Genomic DNA, 21,430 nt, shown 5'->3' on the forward strand with positions numbered 1-21,430 from the left:
AGCACACTGCGTCCTGCGGCGCCGAGCACCACCCCGGTCGCCAACATCACGGGCGCACGCTTCTCCGCTGCGGGCATGATCTCGACGTACCACGTCCGGGCCCAGGGCATCGACTACTCCAAGCCGGTCGGAGCACTGTTCTACTTCGACGGCGACTACTACGGCAGAGCGGCCTCCATCACCGAGAATCCCACGAGCCAGGACTTCACCGCCCTGGCAGCCGAGGCCAACCGGCGCAATCTGGTCTTCATCGCCCCGGTCACCCCGTCATCCGCCACCTCGGCCAACGGCTACACCTGGTGGGAACGGGTGAATCAGAACGGCGACTGGCAGCGCGCCTTCGCCCGGGACATCCTGGGCAGGAACCCCTCGATCAGCCCCGACCGGATCCACTTGATGGGATACTCCGGAGGCGCCGAATTCATCTCCGGTGAGCTGTCCAAGGACCGCCCTGAGACCTGGATGCGCACCGGCTCGGCGATCATGGTCGCCGGCGGCGGCCACTTCAACGGGCCGATCCCCTCCACCACCCCGTCCGCAACATTCCGTCAGAGCGTGGACCTGCGCTGGTACGCGGGTTCGCTGGACGTGGCCGGACAGACCAATCCACCCACCTGGTCGGCCCTCAGCGCGGCACAGAAGGGGTCCGCTGCCTACCGCGCCGCAGGATTCTCCCGTGCCCGGCTGGTCACCCTGCAGGGACTGGGCCATCACGACTACGTGCTGCACAGCATCATGGCCCAGCACTTCAACGCGATCGGGGTCCAGCGCCTGCGCTGATCAGTCTGAACGCCGGACTCGGGTCTCAGCGCGCGAGCGGGAACCGTCGCGGGTCCAGCGCCTGAGCCGCCCATGCCGGGCACCAGTCCCCCACGGCACCGTCCACCAGCAGGTCGGTGGCCACGCGGGCCAGTGCCGAACAGGTCTGGAAGCCGTAGCCGGACTGACCGGCCAGCCAGAACAGCCCGGGCACCTCTGGGTCCCGTCCCACTACGGGCACGCCGTCCGGGGATTCGGTGCGCAGCCCGGTCCACGCGCGCTGAACGGGACCGATCTGCAGCGTGGTGTCCTGGCGGATCAGCTCGATCACCGCCTCCACCTCGGCCAAGATCGGCTGGGCGTCCTCCGCAGGCGAGGGGACCGCCTCAGACGGGGAGATCAGCAGGTGCTCCCCTTCAGGCCGGTAGTAGTACGCCTCATCGGCTCGGTCCAGCAGCGGATGCTCCGGCGCGAGTGGCTCCGCCAGGGTCACGACGGCGGCCGTTCGCCTCAGCGGGGTCAGCTCCAGGGGCGCTGCGCCCGCCAGGGAGGCCACGTGGTCCGCCCAGGCGCCGGCCGCGTTGACCACGACGCGTGCGTGGATCCGCTCAGTGCTGGTCTCCGTCTGCACGGTCACCTCGAACCCGTCCCCCGCAGGACGCGGCTCGATTCCGGTCACCCGCGCACCGGTCCGCAGCTGTGCGCCGGCGGACCGGGCCCGTTCGGCGTGCCAGTGGATCAGCCGCGGGGCGTCGCTGCGCACGGCGGTGGTGTCCAGTCCGGCGGCCTCGAACCGTTCGATCCGCAGCTCCGGCGCCAGCTCAGCCAGCTCATCCAGGCTGATCCGCCGCATGACCTCTGAGGCTCCTGCAGCGACCTGCTCCTCGGTCCCAGCCATCAGGAACCCACTGGGCCAGACCACGGGATGCGCCAGCTCTGCCTGGGTGCGATCCAGCTCCTCCAGTGTGAGCCGCGTCAGCTCGCGCACGGCATCGGGTCCGTAGGAGGGGATCAGCTGCTGGGCGGACCGCCCGGAGGTGTGGTGGGCCAGGATGGGTTCGGCCTCGAGCAGCAGCACGTCGGCCCGCTCATCGGCTGCCCGCTCACGCTCAGCCAGGTGCGCGGCCAGACTCACCCCGGCCACGCCTCCCCCGATGATCAGGTGCTCCACCCTGGTCGTGCTCACGCCCGGGCCTCGATCACTCCGCACCCTCCCGCGCCGTGATGAACGCCTGCACACAGGCCTCGATGTCCTCCTCGGTGTGCGCCGCGGAGAGCTGGACCCGGATCCGGGCCTGTCCCTTGGGCACCACCGGGTAGCTGAATGCGGTCACGTACACGCCTTGGTCCAGCATGCGGTCGGCCACCCGGGCGGCCTCCACGGCATCGCCGAACATGACCGGGATGATGGCGTGCTCGCCGTCCAGCAGCTCGAAGCCCTCCTCGGTCATCCGGCGGCGGAACAGGGCGGCGTTGGACTCCAGCTGCGCGCGCAGGTCCGCCGAGCCCTCCAGCAGGTCCAGAGCGGTCAGCGTGGCGGCCACGATCGAGGGGGCCAGCGAGTTGGAGAACAGGTACGGCCGAGCCCGCTGCCGCAGCATCGCCACGATCTCCGCCCGTCCGGACACATAACCGCCGGAGGCACCGCCCAAGGCCTTGCCGAAGGTGCCGGTGTAGATGTCCACCCGGTCCGTGACACTCGCATGCTCCGGCGTGCCCGCTCCGGTCTGCCCCATGAATCCCACCGCGTGGGAGTCGTCCACCATCACCAGGGCCCCGAACTCCTCGGCGAGATCGCAGATCTCCTGCAACGGCGCGAGGTAGCCGTCCATGGAGAACACGCCATCGGTGACGATGACCACCCGACGTGCCCCGCCGCCGTCGTGCAGGGCCGTGGTCTTCTCCAGCTGGGCCCGCAGGTCGGCCATGTCCCGGTTGGCATAGCGGAACCGGGCCGCCTTGGACAGCCGGATGCCGTCGATGATCGAGGCGTGGTTCAGGGCATCGGAGACGATGGCGTCCTCGGGGCCGAACAGGGACTCGAAGACACCCCCGTTGGCGTCGAAGCAGGAGGAGAACAGGATGGTGCCCTCGGTGCCCAGGAACTCGGAGAGTCGGCGCTCCAGCTCCAGGTGGGTGTCCTGGGTGCCGCAGATGAACCGCACGGAGGCCATGCCGAAGCCGCGCTCGTCCAGGGCACGCTTGGCGGACTCGATCAGCCGGGGGTCATCGGCCAGGCCGAGGTAGTTGTTGGCGCAGAAGTTCAGCACGTCCCGGCTCTCTCCGTCCACGGGTCCGGCCTGGATGCGGTTGGACTGCGGGGAGTCGACCCGGCGCTCGCGCTTGGTCAGGCCGTCGGTCTCGATCTGCGCCAGCTCGGCGACCAGCTGGTCCTTCACGGTGTACATCAGATGTTCCTCCAGTCCAGGACGACCTTGCCGGTGCTGCCGGACCGGGCCGTCTCGAATGCCCGCTCCCAGTCCGGGGCGGGGATGACGTCGGTGACCACTCCGGCCACGTGTTCGCGCAGGGTGGGGTTCGAGGAGAGCATGGCGCTCATGGCGTACCAGGTCTCGAACATCTCCCGGCCGTAGATCCCCTTGATGGTCAGCATGTGAGTGACCACCTTGGTCCAGTCCACCTCGATGGGCTGATCCGGCAGGCCCAGCAGGGCGATCTTGCCGCCGTGGTTCATGTTGTCGATCATCTCGCGCAGAGCGCTGGGCCGGCCGGACATCTCCAGCCCCACGTCGAAGCCCTCCAGCATGCCCAGCTGCCGCTGCGCCTCGGAGATCCGGGTGGTGGAGACGTCCACGGCCAGGTCGGCGCCGATCGCCCGGGCCAGTTCGAGCCGTTCGGGGGAGACATCGGTGATGGCGATCTTGCGCGCACCGGCATGACGGGCCACGGCAATGGCCATCAGCCCGATCGGCCCGGCACCGGTGATCAGCACGTCCTCGCCGACCAGTGGGAAGGACAGGGCGGTGTGCACGGCGTTGCCGAAGGGGTCGAAGATGGCGCCGAGCTCGGCGGTGATGCTCGGATCCTGGTGCACCCACACATTGGACTCGGGGATGACCACGTACTCGGCGAACGCCCCGTCCCGCTGCACGCCCACGGAACTGGTGTTGATGCACATCTGGCGGCGTCCGGCCCGGCAGTTCCGGCACATCCCGCACACCACATGGCCCTCGCCGGAGACCTTGTCCCCCACCTTCACGTGGGTGGCCAGGTAGCCGACCTCGACGACCTCCCCGTAGAACTCGTGCCCGGGGATCATGGGGGCCTGGATCATGGCCTGCGCCGCAGGGTCGTAGGCGAGGATGTGCAGGTCAGTGCCGCAGATCCCGGCGGTGTGCACCCGGATCTTGACGTCATGGGCACCGCATTCAGGCTCGGGCCGGTCGGTGAGCTCGAACCCGGCGTGGGGTCCGGACTTGTACAGGGCCTTCATGGGGCGGCGGTGCCTCTCCGCAGGGGCGCCGCCGGGGTGGTGCAGCGCCGGGATACAGGGAACGACGACGGCCAGGCAGGTGTGTGCCCGACCGTCGCCTTCACTGTAACCGCCTTCACACACGCGCTACGAGTCAAGGACCTCGAGCATGCGTCCTCCGGCGCGGCGCAGCTCCTCCGGACGGTGGGGGTCCAGGTAGATCAGGGCATAGTGCACAGCCCAGCCACGAGCACGGGTCCAGAGCGCCTGGTCGTCCTCATCCGTCAGCTCTCGAGCCTGCCCGTACGCCGCCCGGAACCGTTCCCGTCCAGCACTGGTGAAGTGGTCCCAGGACTGCCCCAGATCAGAGGCGGGGTCTCCGACGCAGAGGTCACCGAAGTCCACCAGCTGGGGGCTGCCTGGGCCCTCATCCTGAGGGGCCGCGGTCAGCACGGTGTTCCGCGGGTGGGGATCGCCGTGCAGCCACCGGGGCGGTCCTTCGTGCGGTCTCGCGTCCAACGCCTGCTGGATCAGGTCACCCAGGTGTCCCACCTGTCGTTCTCCCAGCTCGGCGGTCCGGTCCCGGAGTCGCTCCCGCACCCGGTCCAGGACGGTCTCGATCCCCTGGCCCCGCCCCACGGGACTCACCGGGGCTCCCGCAGCTCCGGGCACATGCAGGGCGGCCAGCGTCCTCGCGAACGGCTCGGCATAGGCGTCTCTGGTCTGCGTGAGCAGCTCCCCTGCGGATCGGCCGGCCGTCCACGGCACCACCGCCCAGCGGTACGGATAACCGGGGCCGTCCGGGCTCGTGGCCAGGGGCACCCCGGTCCACACGGCAGCCGGCACCCGCACACCGGTCTGCAGCCCCAGCACTGGAAGCCACTGGATCTCCTGCCCCAGCAGTCGCTCCCCCATCTCGTGTCGAGGCAGGCGCAGGGCCAGCTCATCACCGAGGCGGACCATGGTGTTGTCCCATCCCTGGACGATCTCTCCGACCTTCAGCTCCCCCAGGTCCGGATGCTGCTCCTGAAGCAGCCTCCGGACCAGCGTCGGGGTGATGACCGGTTCACTGCCCACTGCTGGGCCTCCGGGATCCGCCGACCAGGTTCTCGGCGGCGCGGATGACGCCCTCGATCGGCCCGGCCGACCACGGTGCACGGCGCACCCCGGTCCGCCACAGCAGCGCGACCATCACAGCTCCCAGCATCAGCGTGCCCAACACGAGCCAGGAGTCGTCGTATCCCCCGCTGACCTGCCACGGCCCCGGATGGCGCGCCACCCACCCCAGGAACGCCGTGTGGGCCACGTACAGGGTCAGCGTCATGGACCCGGGCACGGCCAGCAGCCGAGTCAGCCCGAGCGGCAGCAGCGGCACCACAGCGGCGCACCCGGCCACCACCGCCACCACGAGCGCAGTGTTGAACACCACCTCCGCCTGCTCACCGGTGTAAGGCACCAGGAAGCTGCCACGCTCCCACCGGATCCACACCATCACGACGACGGCCACAACGGTTCCCGCTGTGCAGACCACCAGGGCGCGGGGCCGGGAGGCCTTCCCACCGCGTCCGTGGGTGAGGCTGTCGAGGACCAGGCTGCCCACCAACGCCCAGAGCAGCAGGCTGGGCAGTCGGTAGTACGGCCCGGCGGCCAGATCCTGGATGCCACTCGCCAGCGCAGGATCAAGCCCCGACTGTGTCAGGGACAGCGCCAGTCGGCCGGCTCCCCAGGTCGACTGCAGCAGCGGGACAACTGCCATCAGGAGGGCGGCGAGGCCCGCTCGGACCATCCAGGGCAGTCCTGCCAGCAGCGCTGCAAGCAGCGTGACGACAGCCAGAAATCCCAGGATGTCCACCACGCCGGCACCGAACTGGACGTTGAGCAGTGTCAGTGCCACCAGCACGGCACCGCGCCACAGCGACCTCAGCAGTGCTGGGCCGAGACCGGTCCTCCCTGCCTCCAGCCGCGCGGAGACCCCGATGAGCGCGGCGAACAGTGCCGCGGTCAAGTGCTCGGTGAGGTTCAGGACCCCGGCCGGGCCACCGGACGGCGCCGTGTGGGCGACGAACATGGAGAACAGGGCCACGCCGCGAGCGGCATCGATCCACTCGATGCGCTCACGGCGCGGCCCTGTACGGGTGCTGCCCATGTCAGCGGGCGGCTGTTGCCGAGGTCACTCCTGGACGCCCAGCTGCTCCAGGACGATCTCGCGCACACGCGCGGCATCGGCCTGGCCTCGGGTGGCCTTCATGACCGGGCCGATCAGTGCGCCGACGGCCTGCAGCTTGCCGCCCTTGATCTTCTCCACCACACCGGGGTTCTGCTCGATCGCCTCCTGTACGGCGGTGGTGAGGGCGCCGTCGTCGGAGACCACGGCCAGACCCTTGGCCTCGACGATCTGACGAGGAGTGCCCTCCCCGGCGACGACGAACCCGAGCACCTGCTTGGCGATCTTGTCGTTGATGGTCTTCTCACCGATCAGCGTCTCGATCTCCACGACGTGCTCCGGAGTCACGCCCAGGTCGGCGATGTCCTTCTCCGCGACGTTGGCCAGGCGGGCGATCTCACCCATCCACCACTTGCGGGCGGCGGACGCGGTGGCGCCGGCCTCCACGGTCGCAGCGATCTCCTCGGTCACACCGGCGTTGACCACGTCGCGGAACTCCTCGTCGGAGTATCCCCACTCCGCCTTCAGGCGCTTGCGGCGCTCGGCGGGAGGCTCGGGCAGCTCGGCGCGCAGTCGCTCGATCCACTCGGGCGTGGTGTGGACCGGCACCAGGTCCGGCTCCGGGAAGTACCGGTAGTCGTCGGCATCGGACTTGGGACGACCCGAGGTGGTGGTGCGGGTGTCCTCGTGCCAGTGACGGGTCTCCTGGACGATGCTGCCGCCGGACTGCAGCACGGCGGCCTGACGCTGGATCTCGAAGGTGACCGCGTGGGCCACGGCCCGCGTGGAGTTCACGTTCTTGGTCTCGGTGCGGGTGCCGAAGGTGGTGGAGCCCTTGGGCATCAGCGAGACGTTGGCGTCGCAGCGGACGTTGCCGCGCTCCATCCGGGCGTCGGAGATGTCCAGGTTCTTCACGATGTCCCGGATGGCGGTCACGTAGGCACGGGCCAGCTCCGGGGCACGTTCACCGGCGCCGACGATCGGCTTGGTGACGATCTCCACCAGGGGCACACCGGCGCGGTTGTAGTCCACCAGGGAGTAGGCGGCGTCCTGGATGCGGCCGGAGGCACCGCCCACGTGGGTGAGCTTGCCGGCGTCCTCCTCCATGTGGGCGCGTTCGATCTCCACGCGGAACACGGTCCCGTCCTCCAGCTCCACGTCCAGCCAGCCGTCGAAGGCGATCGGCTCGTCGTACTGGGAGGTCTGGAAGTTCTTCGGGGTGTCCGGGTAGAAGTAGTTCTTCCGCGCGAACCGGCAGGTCTCGGCGATCTGGCAGTTCAGGGCCAGGCCGAGCTTGATGGAGTACTCCACGGCCTCGCCGTTGACCACCGGCAGGACGCCGGGCAGGCCCAGGCACACCGGGGAGACGTTGGTGTTCGGGACGTCTCCGAAGGCGTTGGGCGCCGGGGAGAACATCTTGGTCTGGGTGTTCAGCTCCACGTGCACCTCGAACCCCAGGACGGGGTCGAAGGCGGCCATGGCCTCGTCGAAGCTGAGCACTTCGTCGGTGACGGCTGCCATCAGCGATCTCCTCCTGCGGTCTGAGAGTGGTCGGTGGCGGCGAGGCGTTCGCTCTGCTGCCAGATCGGTCCGCCCCACTGCTGCTCGAGACGGGACTCCAGGGCTGCTGCGGCGCGGTACATCACGGCGTCCCCGCGAACGGGCGCCAGGAACTGCACGCCCACCGGCAGGCCCTCGGAGAGGCCACCGGGCACCGAGATGCCCGGGATGCCGGCCAGGTTCGCCGGGATGGTGGCCACATCATTGAGGTACATGGCGAGTGGATCGTCCAGCTTCTCGCCGAAGGCGAAGGCGGTGGTCGGCGAGGTGGGTGAGATCAGCACGTCCACCTGATCGAACGCGGCCTCCAGGTCACGCTGGATCAGGGTGCGGACCTTCTGCGCCGAACCGTAGTAGGCGTCGTAGTAGCCGGCGGAGAGGGCGTAGGTGCCCAGGATGATGCGGCGCTTGACCTCTTCACCGAAGCCAGCCGCACGCGTGGCGCCCATGACCTGCTCAATGGTGCCGCCGCCGTCGGGAACCACCCGGTTGCCGTAGCGCACGCCATCGAACTTGGCCAGGTTGGAGGAGACCTCCGAGGGCATGATCAGGTAGTAGGCGCCCAGGGCGTAGCCGAAGTGCGGGCAGGAGACCTCCTGGACCACCGCACCGGCATCCTCCAGGACCTTCACGGCCTCCTGGAAGCGCTCCAGCACGCCGGCCTGGTAGCCCTCGCCCTGCAGCTCCTTGACGATGCCGATCCGCAGGCCGGTGATGTCCTGCTGCTGGGCCGCGGTGAGCAGGCCCTCCAGCGGCTCGGGCAGAGAGGTGGAGTCGCGGGGGTCGTGTCCGCCGATCAGCTCCTGCAGGGCGGCGGAGTCCTGGACGGTGCGGGTCACGGGTCCCACCTGGTCCAGGGAGGAGGCCATGGCGATCACGCCGTAGCGGGAGACGCCGCCGTAAGTGGGCTTGGCGCCGACCGTCCCGGTGACGGCACCGGGCTGGCGGATGGAGCCGCCGGTGTCCGTGCCCAGGGCCAACGGGGCCATGAACGCCGCCACGGCAGCGGCTGAGCCGCCTCCGGAGCCACCGGGGATCCGTGCCGGGTCCCAGGGGTTCAGCGTGTTGCCGAAGGCGGAGTGCTCGGTGGAGGAGCCCATGGCGAACTCATCCAGGTTGGTCTTGCCCAGGATCGGCAGCCGGGCCGTGCGGATCTTCTCCACCACGGTGGCGTCGTAGGGGCTCATCCAGCCCTCGAGCATCTTCGAGCCCGCCGTGGTGGGCTGTCCGATGGTGACGATCAGGTCCTTGACGGCGATCGGTACACCGGCCAGCGGGTGCAGGGCATCGGCCTCGAGTCCGCCGGCGGCGCGGATGGCGTCCACCTCGGCGGCCACGGCCAGTGCCTCGTCCGTGTTGACGTGGAGGAAGGCATGGATGCCGCTCTCTCCCCCGTCTACCTCGGCGATCCGGTCCAGGTGCGCCTGGGTCAGCTCCACTGAGGTGATGGTGCCGACCCGCAGCAGATCGGCCATCTGCAGGGCGGAGAGCCGGATCAGCTGGTCAGGGGTGCAGTTCTGCTCAGTCATGTCTGCTCCGCTCACTCGCCGTCCAGGATGGCCGGGACCTTGAACTGTCCGTCCTCGGCATCGGGGGCCATGGCCAGGGCCTGCTCCTGGGTGAGCATCCCGTGGGGGGTGTCCTCGCGGAACACGTTGTTCAACGGGATGGGGTGCGAGGTGGCCGGCACGTCCTGCGAGGCGACCTCGCTGACGGAGGCGATGGCGTCGACGATGACATCGAGCTCACCGGCCATCCGGTCCAGCTCCTCACCGTCCATCTGGATGTGGGCGAGCCGCGCCAGGTGGGCGACGTCCTCACGGGTGATGGCAGACATAGATCTCCTGTGGTCTCCTGCTGCGGATGGTGTGGTTCGGTGACTCAGTCTAGTGCCGGTGGGTCACACCGGACGCCGGTAGACCGGGAAGCACTTGTCCGGTTGACCGGGGGTGAGGGTCATGATCTCGGAGAGGCACCAGTCGCGCTCCGGGGTGCGCACGAATCCCTCGGACTCGTAGAGCCGGTGGGCTCCCAGCATGGTCTCCATGGTGGTGAGCACGACGGCGGAGATCGCCTCGTGCGCCTCGGCGCGGGCGATCACGGTGCGCACCAGGGCGCGGGCCACTCCCTTGCGGTGGTGATCCGGGTGGACGGCGAGCATCCTGAACTCCAGCTCCCCGTCCTGGGCGAGCTCGGACATCTCCATGCCGGGCAGGCTCAGGACCACGGATCCGGCCACCACGGGGGTGCCGTCCGGTCCGGGGACCTCGGCGACCAGCACCCGGGCAGCGGCCGCACGCGTGGCCACATCGGCCAGGTTCTTCAGGTAGTGGTCGCCCTCCTGCAGGTGTCCGCCGTCGAGGTAGGCGCGGACGGTGAGCTCACCGATCGCCCCGAAGTCCGCTTCCACGGCGTCACGGACGGTGACGTGTCCATGCTGCAGGATCGACTCGGTGGGACGGGGACCGTGCAGGTCGATGGGTGTGCTGTTCATGCTCTCTCGGCGGGGGTGGCGGTGCGGATGGTCTCCACGGCGGCGGCGGTGTCGGTGGCGACCACGTGACCGGCGGAGGTGACGAGGGTGGGGACGGTCTCGTTGCCGTCGTTGTAGCCGCGCAGGCGTTCAGCGGCCTCCGGCTCATCCCAGATGTTCACCCAGTACGGGCTGTTGCGCAGTTCAGGTCCCAGGGCTCGGATCAGTGCGCCGCAGTAGGGGCAGCCGGGCCGCCAGTAGACGACGGCTCCGCCCTGGGCGAGATGGGCGTCCACCCCGGCGACGGGGCGGGATTGGATGGTGGCGTCCACGAAGTACCTCACGGTGAAGAAGATGAACAGTGCCGCGATCAGCCAGCTGACCCAGTCACCCTGCAGGATGGCCTGGGCGAGGAACAGCAGCGCCCCGGCCGCGAACGCCATGGGGAGCAGGGCTGGAACCTTCAGCAGCCGTCGCATCACCCCAGTCTGTCACGCGGTGGCCCCACACCCGCACGCCCCACCCCCTTGGATCACGTGCCCAGCAGTTCGTGCGACACGCCGTGCCGGAGCCGAGTTGGCGTGATCGTGATCAGGGGTTGGGAGGGGTGAGGGGCGGCAGCAGGGACAGGTCGATGTCCCCGGCCACGGACCAGTCGGGGTGCTCGTTTCCGTTGGGGTGGGCCGGACGGTGCACGGGCACCCCGGCCTCCTCGGCGATGAGCGCTCCCCCGGCCCAGTCGTACTCCATGGTCCCGATCTCCGCATAGGCGTCCAGGGTGCCGTCGGCCACCATGCACAGGTCCAGGGCCGCCGAGCCGATCCTGCGCACGTCCCCGAACGCCGGCATGATCTGGGCCAGCACCCTCTGCTGGAAGGCGCGGCGCTCGGCGTCATACCCGAAGCCGGTGCCCAGCAGCCGTCCGGAGCGGCCGAGCACGGGACCGGCGAGTCGCACCGGCTCCAGGGGCTCACCGTCCTCTCCCGTCACCCCCAGTGAGGGGTCCAGCGCGGTGAAGGCACCCTGACCGGCGCTGGCCCACCAGATCCGACCCAGCACGGGCGCGACGACGGCACTCGCCAGCCAGCGCCGCTCACCGGTGTCCTCGGCCGGGCCTTCCACGGCCACGGAGGTGCAGAACTGCGGGATGCCCCGGATGAAGTTCGTGGTCCCGTCCAGCGGGTCGATCGCCCACCGGTACCCGGAGGGGTGCTCGGGGGCGGTGTGCCCGTACTCCTCGCCGCTGATCTCATCGTGCGGACGGTAGCCGGTGATGACCTGGCGGACGGCGTCCTCGGCCCGGCGGTCATAGTCGGTGACCCAGTCGGAGCCGGAGGTCTTGGTCTCAGCACCCAGTTCGTCCCGGGTGGCCGGGACCAGGGTGACCGGACGCTGGGCCAGCACGGCGGCTCCGGCCTTCGCGGCGCTCTTGGCCACCACCAGCAGCCCACTGAGCGTGCTCATGAGGTCTCCTCCTGCACCTCAGGCGAGGCGCCGTCGTCGGGAAGGTCTTCGTCTGTGCGGCCGCTGACCGCCTCGGCCCCGCCGGCCAGCAGAGCCTGGAACCCGGCCTCGTCCAGCACCGGGACGCCCAGGGACTCGGCCTTGTCCAGCTTGGAGCCGGCGTTCTCCCCGGCCACCACGAAGTCCGTCTTCTTGGACACCGAGCCCGAGGCCTTGCCGCCGCGCAGGATGATGGCCTCCTTGGCGGAGTCGCGGCTGAAGCCCTCCAGCGAGCCCGTGACCACCACGGTCAGGCCCTCCAGGGTGCGGGGCATGTCCGGGTCCTGCTCGTCCTCCATCACCACACCGGCCGTGCGCCAGCGCTCCACGATCTGCCGGTGCCAGTCCTCGGCGAACCACTCGATGACGGCGTCGGCGATGATCGGGCCCACACCGTCCACATCCGCCAGGCGGGTGCGCGCGGCCTCGGTGTCCTCCTGGGTGACCAGCTGGACCAGGGCGTCCATGGATCCGAACGCGGTGGCCAGCGAGCGCGCGGCGGTGGGACCCACGTGCCGGATGGACAGGGCCACGAGCACGCGCCAGAGCGGCTGGGTCTTGGCCTTGTGCAGCTCCTGGAACAGGCGCCGGGTGTTGGCGGTGGGCTCGGAGGGCTTCTTGGCGGTGCCCTGGGTCCAGAAGTAGGGCTTGAGCTCCCACTGCCCCGAGGGGACGAGCTTCCCGGTCTCCGGGTCCTTGGTGCGCTTCTCCCGCCAGACCTGGACCGCGGCGAGACGGGCCTGCAGTTCGTTGAGGTCCTCAGGGGTGTGGGGAGCCTTGGGGTCCTTCTCCTCCGCATCGGCCAGGTCGAACACCTGAGCGTCAGAGGTGATCACGCCGGGGCCCTCCGGCTGGACGCGTCCGCCGTTCTCAGCAGGGTCCGGGCCGGGGCCGTTGGTCAGCCAGGTGGCCGCCTCCTCGCCCAGGGCCTCGACGTCGAAGGCACCGCGGGAGGCCAGGTGCTCCACGCGTCCGGTCAGCTGTGCGGGGCAGGACTGGGCGTTGGGGCAGCGCAGGTCCACGTCGCCCTCCTTGGCCGGGGCCAGCTCGGTGCCGCAGGAGGGGCAGTGGGTGGGCATGACGAACTCGCGCAGCTCGTCTGCCCCCAGCGGGCCGTCTCCGGTCACGGTCTTCTTGCCCTCGCGCAGGGGCAGCACCGGCCCCACGACCTCGGGGATCACGTCCCCGGCCTTGCGCAGGACCACGGTGTCCCCGATCAGCACGTTCTTGAGCTTGACCACGTCCTGGTTGTGCAGGGTGGCCATGGAGACGGTGGATCCGGCCACCACCACGGGCTCCATCACCGCGTAGGGCGTGACTCGGCCGGTGCGGCCCACGTTGACCTCGATGGAGAGCAGCCGGGTGTGCACCTCCTCCGGCGGGTACTTGTAGGCGGCGGCCCAGCGCGGGACGCGGGAGGTGTGGCCCAGAGCGCGCTGCAGGGCGAAGGAGTCGACCTTGACCACGATCCCGTCGATCTCGTGGACCAGACCGTGGCGCTGCTGTCCGTACTGCTCGATGTACTCCAGGATCCCGGGCTTCTTGGCGGTGCCCTCGAGCGCGGTGAGCAGGGAGGTGTACGGGCTCACGGGCAGTCCCCAGGAGGCGAGCAGCTCGTAGGTGGCGTGCTGGCTCTGGGCGTCCAGTCCGGTGTGGGCGCCGATGCCGTGCACGAACATCTTCAGCGGACGCTTGGCGGTCTCCGCGGGGTCCTTCTGGCGCAGGGACCCGGCGGCGGAGTTGCGGGGGTTGGCGAACGGGGCCAGCCCGGCCTCCACGCGCTGTTCGTTGAACGCCCGGAAGTCGGCGGTGGAGATGTAGACCTCGCCGCGCACCTCCATCTCCTCCGGCCAGCCCGAGCCGCTCAGCTGCTGCGGGATGTCCCCAATGGTCATCACGTTGTGCGTGACGTCCTCACCGGTGGTCCCGTCACCGCGAGTGGCCGCGCGGACCAGCCTGCCCTCGCGGTAGAGCAGGTTCACGGCCAGTCCGTCGATCTTGACCTCGGCCAGCCACTGCGGGGTGGTACCGGGCGCGATGTTCTCGATCGACGCGGCGGTGCGCTGGTACCAGGTGCGCAGCTCCTCCACCGAGAACACGTCCTCCAGGGAGTACATCCGGGCCAGGTGGGTCACGGGCGCGAAGGCCTCGGACACCTCACCGCCGACCTCCTGGGTGGGAGAGTCGTTGGCGACGATCTCCGGGTGCATCGCCTCCAGGTCCTCGAGCCGCCGGTACAGGGCGTCGTACTCGGCATCGGAGATCTCCGGGGCGTCGTTCTGGTAGTAGGCCGTGCGGTGACGGCGCACCTCATCCACGAGGTGCTCGTACTCCTCCCGCAGGGACCCGGTGGGGATCTCCTCGGCATCCGGCTGGAGGTCCGGGTCCACGGCAGGGTTGACGGCGGCCGGTGCGTTCTTCGAGTCAGCGCGAGTCTGGTCTGTGGTCACCCGGTCAGCCTAGTGCTGGGCCCGGACACGGGAGGAGTCGCCGGGGCCCTCCGGTGAGCAGAACCATCCGTTCCCCTCCGAGAGTCCACGCGCTTCCGTTCAGCACAAGAGGTGGACCGCCCACGCTCGGACAGGAGTCCTCCAGTGGAGCTCAACACCGTGGAGATCATCGTGCTGGCGATCTGGGCGGCAGGGATCGTCTGCGGGCTGATCGCCGTCCGTCGGTTCGACGCAGCCTGGCGCGGCCCTCTGGTGTTTGCCGCCGCTCACGGTCAACGTGGGGCTGAATATCCGGGGTTGCGAGGCCGATGAACCCCCGATTCTCGGCCACACGTTAGAGGGCGAGGGCGAGGGGAGGCCAAGGGCAGGGACAATGGCGGGGGCTGCCCGTCCGGTCCAGTCAGACCCAGCGCACCCCGGGCCCCTCAGTCCTCTTCGTCCACCTGCTGGTCCAGCAGGGGCAGGTCCTCCGGAGTGATCAGGTGTGAGGTCACGGCGTGCTCCACCAGGCGGGCCCGGCGATTGGTGGCCAGTTTGCCGCCGCCGCCGCGCAGCCCGGCCACACCCACACGGTCCAGCTTGTCGCAGACATTGTCCAGCTTCCGGTTGAACCGGGTGATCGGCCAGCCCAGACGTTTGGCGGCATCGGCCGAGGATGGAACTGTGGAGAACCCGGTGCCGCCACGGCGAAGGATCGGTTCGGCCAGGGCCACGATCACCGCCTTCTGGGACGGGGTGAACACCACGGGCCCGATGGTGGTCTCCCCCACCGCGTCACTGCCGCCGCCCTGCTGCAGAAAGGACGGGGTCTTCAGATGCACCGAGAACTCATACGTGGTGGGGCCGGCGGTGAAGACCACGTTCAGCTGACCGAACACCAGCGGGATCCGGGACCCGGGCGAGACCCAGGCCTGCATGCCGCCGGAGGAGTCGGCCACCGTCGCCGAGATCATCGATCCCACATTGGAGAGCCACCAGATCCCGCCGAGCTCCTGGATCTCCATGAACCGCCGGTGCAGGTACGGGTTGTCGTCGATCTCCAGATCGCCCTCACGCCCGATCGTGAAGGTGGACCCCGGTTCGACCTCGTACCACTCCCCGCAGAAGTCGATGGAGAGCTGGCCGGCAGCCTGCTCCGGTGTCGTCTGCTCTGTCATGGACGTTCCCCCGCCTCTCGTTCTGTCCTGTTCACCATCTAGTCCACGCAGCCCACGGCCGGCTCCGACTGCTTGCCGTTGGACCGCACCACCACCACCTCGACGCAGGTGCGGTCATCCTCCAGCACGGGCGTGGTGGCAGTGGGCTCCTCCACCCCGGTGATCCGTCCCTTGCCGGTGGCGGTGGTGGTGCGCCACAGGTAGGTGTCGCCCTCGCGCTGCTCCGGATTCTCCCAGGTGAACACGGCCTCGTCCCCGGAGACCTCAGCGGTGATCCCCGCGGCGGGCTGGACGGGCTTCTCCGGTTCGGGCAGCGGCAGGGCCGGAGTCTCACTGATCAGACCGCCCTCCGGCGAACGGTCCGGCCCAGACCCGCCCAGGGTGTTGGCCAGCCAGATCGCGGCCACCACCCCCAGCACGAGCACCACCACCGAGGCGATCACCCCCACCCGGTTCTCCGCGAACCAGGCCTGGGCGCCACCGCTCTTCTCGCGCACCTCGACCCGCTGGGCGGTGACGCCCGAGGTCTCCCAGGTGCCGTCGTCGGGAACTCGCTGCGCGGGACGCGACCGGGACCGCGAGCCGGCCAGGGCACCGCCGACCCGTCCACCCATGATGGTGGGGTCGTCATCCGGTCCGCCCGGAGGCTGCGGCGTCCAGGGCTGCGCAGGTCCGCGGGAGGGACGCATGACGGTGGCGTCGTCCGCGTCCGTGTCCAGCTCCGTGCCCGCCCCGGGAGGCGACGACGGCGGCAGCGGCGGGAAGCGATGGGAGCCTCCGGTGGCGCCCTGCTCGGGATCGATGGAGACGATCTGCCGGACCCGAGTGGCGTCCCCGCCCAGGTCCTCAGCCTCGTCCTCGGCCTCCAGGGCACCGGACTCGTCCATCACCTCGAAGGGAGTGACGGACAGGCCCAGCTCGGTCTGCACCCGCTGCAGGGCCAGGGCCAGGGCGTGCGCGGAGGGGAAGCGCGAGGTGGGCGTCTTGGCCATGGTGGTGGCCAGCACCTGTTCCAGGGAGGCCGGCACGTCCGCCCGGTTCAGCGGAGGCAGCGGGTCTTTCCCGATCCGGGCGATCAGCGCCTTCTGCGAGTTGTCCGCCCCCGGCCGCACGAACGGAGACCGCCCGGCCAGCAGCGTGTACAGGGTGGCGCCCAGGGACCACACGTCCATGGCCACCCCGTCCGGGGAGTCCGAGGTGAAGGCCTCCGGGGCGGACCACGGAATGGACATGCCGGCGTCCTCGTCCAAGGCGTCCGTGGTGCCGGAGATGCCGAAGTCGGTCAGGGCCGGACGGTTGTAGTCCGTGGTGAGCACGTTGGCCGGCTTGATGTCCCGGTGCACGATCCCGGCGCGGTGGGCCGACTCCACTGCGGAGGCCACCTGGATCCCGATCGCCAGGACCTCGTCCACGCCCAGCCGGGAGCGGCGGTAGCGCACATCCAGCGAGGGACGCGAGCAGTACTCCATGGCCAGGTAGGAGTGCCCGTCCTCGGTGATGTCGGCCTCGTAGATCGTCACGATGTACGGGTGCGAGGAGAGCTGGGCCATCAGGTTGGCCTCGGACTCGAAGGAGCGGCGGGCCCGTTCGGTCTTCAGCCCGGAGAGCAGCACCTTGATGGCCACCTTGCGGCGCGGACGGTCCTGCTCATACAGGTACACGTCCGAGAATCCGCCCGATCCCAGCAGGGAGACGTACTTGTACCCCGGGATGTGCGGCGGCGGTGCGGGAGGTCTCTTGGAGCTCATCGGCGGCTCACCACAGGCCTTCGAAGCGCGCGGACACGCCGTCGCCCAGGTCCGCGATGTCCCCGTCCAGCAGCATGATCTGCTCACCCTGGCCCAGGCGGCGCGGCGGGCGACCCTCCCGGATCAGCACGGTGCCGTTGGTGGCCTTGAGGTCCTTGAGCTGGACATGCCAGCCCTCCAGGACGACCTCGCAGTGGTTGCGGGAGATGTCCCCGTGGGGGCTGCGCACCTGGATCATCCGCGGCATGGTGCCCGGACCCACCCGGTGGGCCTGCGGCTGACGTCCGATCACCACGGGACGGTCCAGCTCGATCACCTCTCCGGTGGACATGCGCATCCGCCCCAGGGAGGGCCGGCGCACCTGCGCGGCCTCTCCGTCCAGGGTCTGTCCGCACACCGCGCATTCGGTGCTGGTGGGCGGGTTCGCGTGACCCTGCGCGCAGGAGCGCGCCAGGACCATGGGGCCGGTGGAGGGCGGCGCGGGTGCCGGGGCGGCCGGCGGTTCAGGGGCAGTCCCGACGCCGGCCAGGTCACCCAGGTCTGACTTCATCACGGTGTGCCCGTCATGGTCGGCCTCGTCCAGACCGTCCGAGCCCTGGGGACCCGGGGGCATGGCGGGTGACGCCGGTGGTGCGGACGGAGCGGGCGGGACGGATGCCGAGCCGGGGCTCATCACGGTGTCGGCGTCGTCCGGGTCTTCGGATGGAGCCGGGGCCGGTGCGGGGACACTGAGCACGGTGTCCTGATCGTCGGCGTCCTGATCATCAGCGTCCTCGCCCGGGGCTGCACCGTTCTCGCCACCGGCGCCGGTCTCGGAGGTGTCCCCGGAGCCGTCGTGGTCGGGGCGGACCGTCTGGTCGAGATCGGCGGGCATCTCCAGCAGTTCGGGGACCTGGGTGGCTGCATCGTCCGGGTCCTCAGTCTGACCTGGTGCCGGGTCGAGCTGGGTGGCCTGGCGGGCGGCGGCCAGCCACGGCACGGAGTCGATCAGCTCCTGCGGCCCGGGGACCGTGGTGCGCGAGGCCTCCTGCTGCGCCTGCTGCCCGGCGGGCGAGATCACCGTGTGCTCGTCGTCGGGGTCGTCCTGAGCCTCCGGAGCCGGGACCTCGCCTGGACCGTCTGGAGCGTCTAGGTCGTCGGTGTCGTCGCTGTCGTCGCGATCATCCTGGGCGGGCTCATCCTCGGGATCGACCGGCGCCACGGCGGTGTCCGCGTCCCGGAGAGTGGACGTCTCATCGGCCTGCTCGTCAGCGGACTCGCGGCTGTCAGCGGAGTCCTCGACGGGCTCCTCAGCGATCTCCGCCTCATCGCCAGCCTCCGGTGCCGGTGTGGTCTCCGGTTCAGCCGCTGGCTCGAGCTCCACCTCCACCGGTTCCGGCGCCGACTCCGGTTCCATGTCCGGCTCCGGTTCCAGAACCCGTTCTGAGTCCGGCTCGGCCTCCGCCTCGGACTCCGCCTCCTCTGCCGGCGCGGACTCGGTCTCGGATTCCGGGGCCGGCTCCGGATCGCGCTGCGGCGGGGCCGGCTCGGACACGGGCAGGGGGGCGGTGGCCGGAGCCCGCGTCCCCACTCCCCCGCTCACGCCGCCCGCCGCCTCAGCCGCGGGCTGTGCAGACGGTGCGTGGCCGTCGTCGGGAAGGTCTGCCTCCAGGGCGCTCAGACGCACCGCGCCCTGCAGCAGCGGGAGGGTCTCGGAGTGGAACTCGTCCTCGTCCACGGCGAACCGCAGTGCCGTGACGCCGCCGAGCATCCGCTCGTTCCAGGTGGCCACACCGGTGCCCCGCAGGGTCTGCTCGGTGTCGTCGGCCAGGGTCACCTGCAGGCTGACCGGACCGCGCAGGATCGAGTGGACCTCACCGCCGCGGAAGGCCACCAGTGCGAAGGAGGGCAGACCGGTCAGGTCCAGGCGCCCGGAGAGGATCGTGGCCAGCAGCCGGTCCACACCTGGCGTCTCTGCCATCAGGTCCCAGACGATCGCGGCCGTCTCCTCGCTGGCGTCCGCAGGAAGGGCCACCAGGCAGTCGCCCCGCACCATGCCCAGCCAGGGTCCGGCCGAGTAGCGGATCAGGGTGGAATCGCTCATGACGGGTCCTCCGTGGGCGTGCTGGTCGGTGCGACCTCATGGTCGCGGGGTCGAGTGGTGCCACGCTCCTCCCCATCGCGCGGGGAGGTGTCATTCCGCTCCGACTCGGCGGCAGAGTCCTCCACATCCACCACGACGACGGTGATGTTGTCCCGGCCGCCCCCGCGCAGGGCCAGTCCGATCAGCCCGTCCACCGCATCCTGGGCGGTGTGACGGGACTGCAGCTCCTGCCGGATCCGCTCGTCCTCCACCTCAGTGGTGAGTCCGTCCGAGCAGATCATCAGGCGGTCCCCGTCATGCACCGGGAGCATCCAGAAGTCCGCGTCCGGGGCCTCCCCGGTGCCCAGGGCACGCGTGATGACATGGCGCCGAGGGTGGTGCTGGGCCTCGGCCTGGGAGATGTACCCGCGGTCCACCATCTCCTGGACCTCAGAATGATCCACGCTGACCTGGCTGAACTCGTCCTCGGAGAGGCGGTAGACCCGCGAGTCCCCCACGTTGAAGACCATCCAGTACAGGCCCTGGTGCTCCCTGACGATCGCCACTCCGGCCAGGGTGGTCCCGGCACGGGCCCCGGAGGCCTCCCGGATCGCCTCATCGGCGCGCACCATCAGGTGCTGCAGGTCCTCGGCCGTGAGGTCGTCCTGGACCTCCTTCACACCAGCGGCCAGGGTCTCCACGCAGATGCGGCTGGCGACCTCACCGGCCTCGTGTCCGCCCATGCCGTCCGCCACGGCGAAGAGGTTCCCCGTCACCACCAGGGAGTCCTCGTTGAGCTGACGGCGCAGCCCACGGTGCGAGCCGAACCCGTAGTTCAGCCGGAAGGGACGCGGTGCCGCTGCTTCGCCTGTCATGCAGCAGCCACCGTGAAGTGGCGGTCACCGAAGTGCACCGTGGCCCCAGGGGCGGCCAGGACCGGCTGTCCCGGTTCGAGCCGCTGACGCTCGCCGCCCTTCGGGGTGAGAGCCGATCCGTTGGTGGAATTGCGGTCCGTGACCCAGACACCGGAGGAGTCCACGGTCAGGTGCAGATGGGTCTTGGACACCGAACGCCCCATGTCCGCGAAGGGGATCAGCTCATCGACGGTCTCCCCGGCTGCTCCGGCGGGGTTGCGTCCCACCAGCACGACCCCGGAGATCGTATGGACCTGTCCGTCGTCGAAGGTCAGCTTCATGGCGCGCGGCCGGGCGACCTCGCTGCGCAGCTGGGTGCTTCCCATCTCACGGTCCGGATCCGCGTCGGCGGGATCGGCCGCGCCGCCCACCATCACGACCTGCCCGTCCTGGAAGCCGGTGGAGCTCCCGGACCGGGCCGGAGCATCCTGGGACGGCTGCGGTGGGGCGGCGACCGGGTTCTGCGGAGCAGCCGGGGCCGGCGTGGATGCGGGGGCCGGCTGGGCCGCCGGGCGCCCGGGGACCGCCGTGATGGGTCCGTCGGCCACAGCGGCATTGAACTCGGGCCAGCGCGATCCGGCCGGCACCGCCTCCGTGCCGGTGTCCGGGTGGCCGGGCTGCCCCGGCTGGAGCATGCCGCCGGGAGCGAACGTGGATGGGCCGAACAGCCCGCCGGTGGTCAGCGGGTTCCGTCCGGCCTTCACGTCCACCACGAGCGTGTGTGCGACCTTGTCGTGCCAGCCCTGGCGCTGATGATGCGGGTCCCAGATGTTGGAGATCATCATCAGGATCGGTCCCACCACCGGGATCAGACCGCTCAGAGCGATGATCAGCCCGCGCAGGAAGATCGCGCCCCAACCGGCCGGCAGTCCGTCCTCCGAGGTGGTGCGGATGCCCATGATCAGGTTGCCGGGGGTCTTGCCGGCGGTGGCCTCCCAGCCCCACAGCCACACGGTGTAGGCCAGCGAGACCACGGAGGCGCCCAACAGGGCCATCCAGAAGGTGAAGAGGGCGTCGTCCTGGGCGCTGCCGGCGGTCTCCAGCACCTCCGGCAGGGTGATGCCGGTGGCCAGGCCCACGGCCAGCGCGGGTACGATCCGGTCGATCAGCCAGGCCGCCAGTCGTTTCCCGGCCGTGGCGTTGACCAGATTGAGCGTCTTCTGCACGGTGTCCTGTCCCGTCCTGTTCCTGGTGCTGCGATCGTCGA

General features: G+C 70.1%; 18 protein-coding genes and 1 pseudogene. 2 read left to right on the forward strand and 17 right to left on the reverse strand.

Annotated elements, in window-relative coordinates:
• A pseudogene (locus tag ACEXHE_RS11715) lies at window positions 1–780 on the forward strand (serine protease); the annotation flags it as partial.
• 25 nt (window positions 781–805) lie between these two features.
• Here ACEXHE_RS11715 and ACEXHE_RS11720 read toward each other — a convergent pair.
• The 12 genes from ACEXHE_RS11720 to ligA all read right to left on the reverse strand — a co-directional run bounded on the left by ACEXHE_RS11720 (window position 806) and on the right by ligA (window position 14,282).
• Window positions 806–1,945, reverse strand: a complete 1,140-nt coding sequence (locus ACEXHE_RS11720; protein ID WP_374785912.1) for an NAD(P)/FAD-dependent oxidoreductase — start codon at window positions 1,943–1,945, stop codon at window positions 806–808.
• A 13-nt stretch (window positions 1,946–1,958) separates the two neighbouring features.
• Window positions 1,959–3,167 (reverse strand): glycine C-acetyltransferase, encoded by a 1,209-nt coding sequence (locus ACEXHE_RS11725; RefSeq protein ID WP_374785913.1) that lies wholly within the window; start codon window positions 3,165–3,167, stop codon window positions 1,959–1,961.
• Window positions 3,167–4,213, reverse strand: coding sequence for an L-threonine 3-dehydrogenase (tdh, locus tag ACEXHE_RS11730; RefSeq protein WP_374785914.1), 1,047 nt, complete (start codon window positions 4,211–4,213; stop codon window positions 3,167–3,169). The genes ACEXHE_RS11725 and tdh overlap by 1 nt, the downstream gene beginning before the upstream one ends.
• Before the next feature lie 126 nt (window positions 4,214–4,339).
• The gene (locus ACEXHE_RS11735; RefSeq protein WP_356969365.1) at window positions 4,340–5,269 is read right to left on the reverse strand and encodes a phosphotransferase; all 930 of its coding nucleotides are present in this window, start codon (window positions 5,267–5,269) and stop codon (window positions 4,340–4,342) included.
• A complete protein-coding gene (locus ACEXHE_RS11740) occupies window positions 5,259–6,338 on the reverse strand; it encodes a heparan-alpha-glucosaminide N-acetyltransferase domain-containing protein (RefSeq protein WP_374785915.1) in 1,080 nt (359 codons plus the stop codon). Before ACEXHE_RS11740 ends, ACEXHE_RS11735 begins: the two co-directional genes overlap by 11 nt.
• Before the next feature lie 24 nt (window positions 6,339–6,362).
• Window positions 6,363–7,877, reverse strand: coding sequence for an Asp-tRNA(Asn)/Glu-tRNA(Gln) amidotransferase subunit GatB (gene gatB, locus ACEXHE_RS11745; protein WP_374785916.1), 1,515 nt, complete (start codon window positions 7,875–7,877; stop codon window positions 6,363–6,365).
• Window positions 7,877–9,445: an Asp-tRNA(Asn)/Glu-tRNA(Gln) amidotransferase subunit GatA gene (gatA, locus tag ACEXHE_RS11750; RefSeq protein ID WP_374785917.1), complete on the reverse strand. Its 1,569-nt coding sequence runs from the start codon at window positions 9,443–9,445 to the stop codon at window positions 7,877–7,879. Before gatA ends, gatB begins: the two co-directional genes overlap by 1 nt.
• Window positions 9,446–9,456: 11 nt before the next feature.
• Window positions 9,457–9,753: an Asp-tRNA(Asn)/Glu-tRNA(Gln) amidotransferase subunit GatC gene (gatC, locus tag ACEXHE_RS11755; RefSeq protein ID WP_091697945.1), complete on the reverse strand. Its 297-nt coding sequence runs from the start codon at window positions 9,751–9,753 to the stop codon at window positions 9,457–9,459.
• A 63-nt stretch (window positions 9,754–9,816) separates the two neighbouring features.
• Window positions 9,817–10,410 (reverse strand): GNAT family N-acetyltransferase, encoded by a 594-nt coding sequence (locus ACEXHE_RS11760; protein ID WP_374785918.1) that lies wholly within the window; start codon window positions 10,408–10,410, stop codon window positions 9,817–9,819.
• Window positions 10,407–10,868, reverse strand: coding sequence for a glutaredoxin domain-containing protein (locus tag ACEXHE_RS11765; RefSeq protein WP_374785919.1), 462 nt, complete (start codon window positions 10,866–10,868; stop codon window positions 10,407–10,409). The genes ACEXHE_RS11760 and ACEXHE_RS11765 overlap by 4 nt, the downstream gene beginning before the upstream one ends.
• Before the next feature lie 112 nt (window positions 10,869–10,980).
• Entirely contained in the window at window positions 10,981–11,853 is an 873-nt protein-coding gene (locus tag ACEXHE_RS11770) for an inositol monophosphatase family protein (protein WP_260061730.1), read from the reverse strand.
• Window positions 11,850–14,282, reverse strand: coding sequence for an NAD-dependent DNA ligase LigA (gene ligA / locus ACEXHE_RS11775; protein ID WP_374785965.1), 2,433 nt, complete (start codon window positions 14,280–14,282; stop codon window positions 11,850–11,852). The genes ACEXHE_RS11770 and ligA overlap by 4 nt, the downstream gene beginning before the upstream one ends.
• A gap of 204 nt (window positions 14,283–14,486) precedes the next feature.
• Between ligA and ACEXHE_RS11780 the strand changes: the two genes are divergently transcribed.
• On the forward strand, window positions 14,487–14,654 hold the full coding sequence (locus ACEXHE_RS11780; RefSeq protein ID WP_374785920.1) for a hypothetical protein: 168 nt from the start codon (window positions 14,487–14,489) through the stop codon (window positions 14,652–14,654).
• A gap of 113 nt (window positions 14,655–14,767) precedes the next feature.
• Here ACEXHE_RS11780 and ACEXHE_RS11785 read toward each other — a convergent pair whose 3' ends face one another.
• From ACEXHE_RS11785 to ACEXHE_RS11805, 5 genes are read right to left on the reverse strand one after another with little or no spacing between them, the layout of a single operon-like run.
• Window positions 14,768–15,499 (reverse strand): hypothetical protein, encoded by a 732-nt coding sequence (locus ACEXHE_RS11785; protein ID WP_260061732.1) that lies wholly within the window; start codon window positions 15,497–15,499, stop codon window positions 14,768–14,770.
• 38 nt (window positions 15,500–15,537) lie between these two features.
• The gene (locus ACEXHE_RS11790) at window positions 15,538–17,247 is read right to left on the reverse strand and encodes a serine/threonine-protein kinase (RefSeq protein ID WP_374785921.1); all 1,710 of its coding nucleotides are present in this window, start codon (window positions 17,245–17,247) and stop codon (window positions 15,538–15,540) included.
• Between the two features lie 7 nt (window positions 17,248–17,254).
• A complete protein-coding gene (locus ACEXHE_RS11795; protein ID WP_374785922.1) occupies window positions 17,255–19,330 on the reverse strand; it encodes an FHA domain-containing protein in 2,076 nt (691 codons plus the stop codon).
• A complete protein-coding gene (locus tag ACEXHE_RS11800; RefSeq protein ID WP_336703827.1) occupies window positions 19,327–20,184 on the reverse strand; it encodes a protein phosphatase 2C domain-containing protein in 858 nt (285 codons plus the stop codon). Before ACEXHE_RS11800 ends, ACEXHE_RS11795 begins: the two co-directional genes overlap by 4 nt.
• Window positions 20,181–21,389: an RDD family protein gene (locus ACEXHE_RS11805; RefSeq protein ID WP_374785923.1), complete on the reverse strand. Its 1,209-nt coding sequence runs from the start codon at window positions 21,387–21,389 to the stop codon at window positions 20,181–20,183. The genes ACEXHE_RS11800 and ACEXHE_RS11805 overlap by 4 nt, the downstream gene beginning before the upstream one ends.
• Window positions 21,390–21,430 lie beyond the last annotated feature (41 nt).

The organism is Micrococcus sp. IITD107, assembly GCF_041927415.1.
GTDB lineage: Bacteria > Actinomycetota > Actinomycetes > Actinomycetales > Micrococcaceae > Citricoccus > Citricoccus terreus.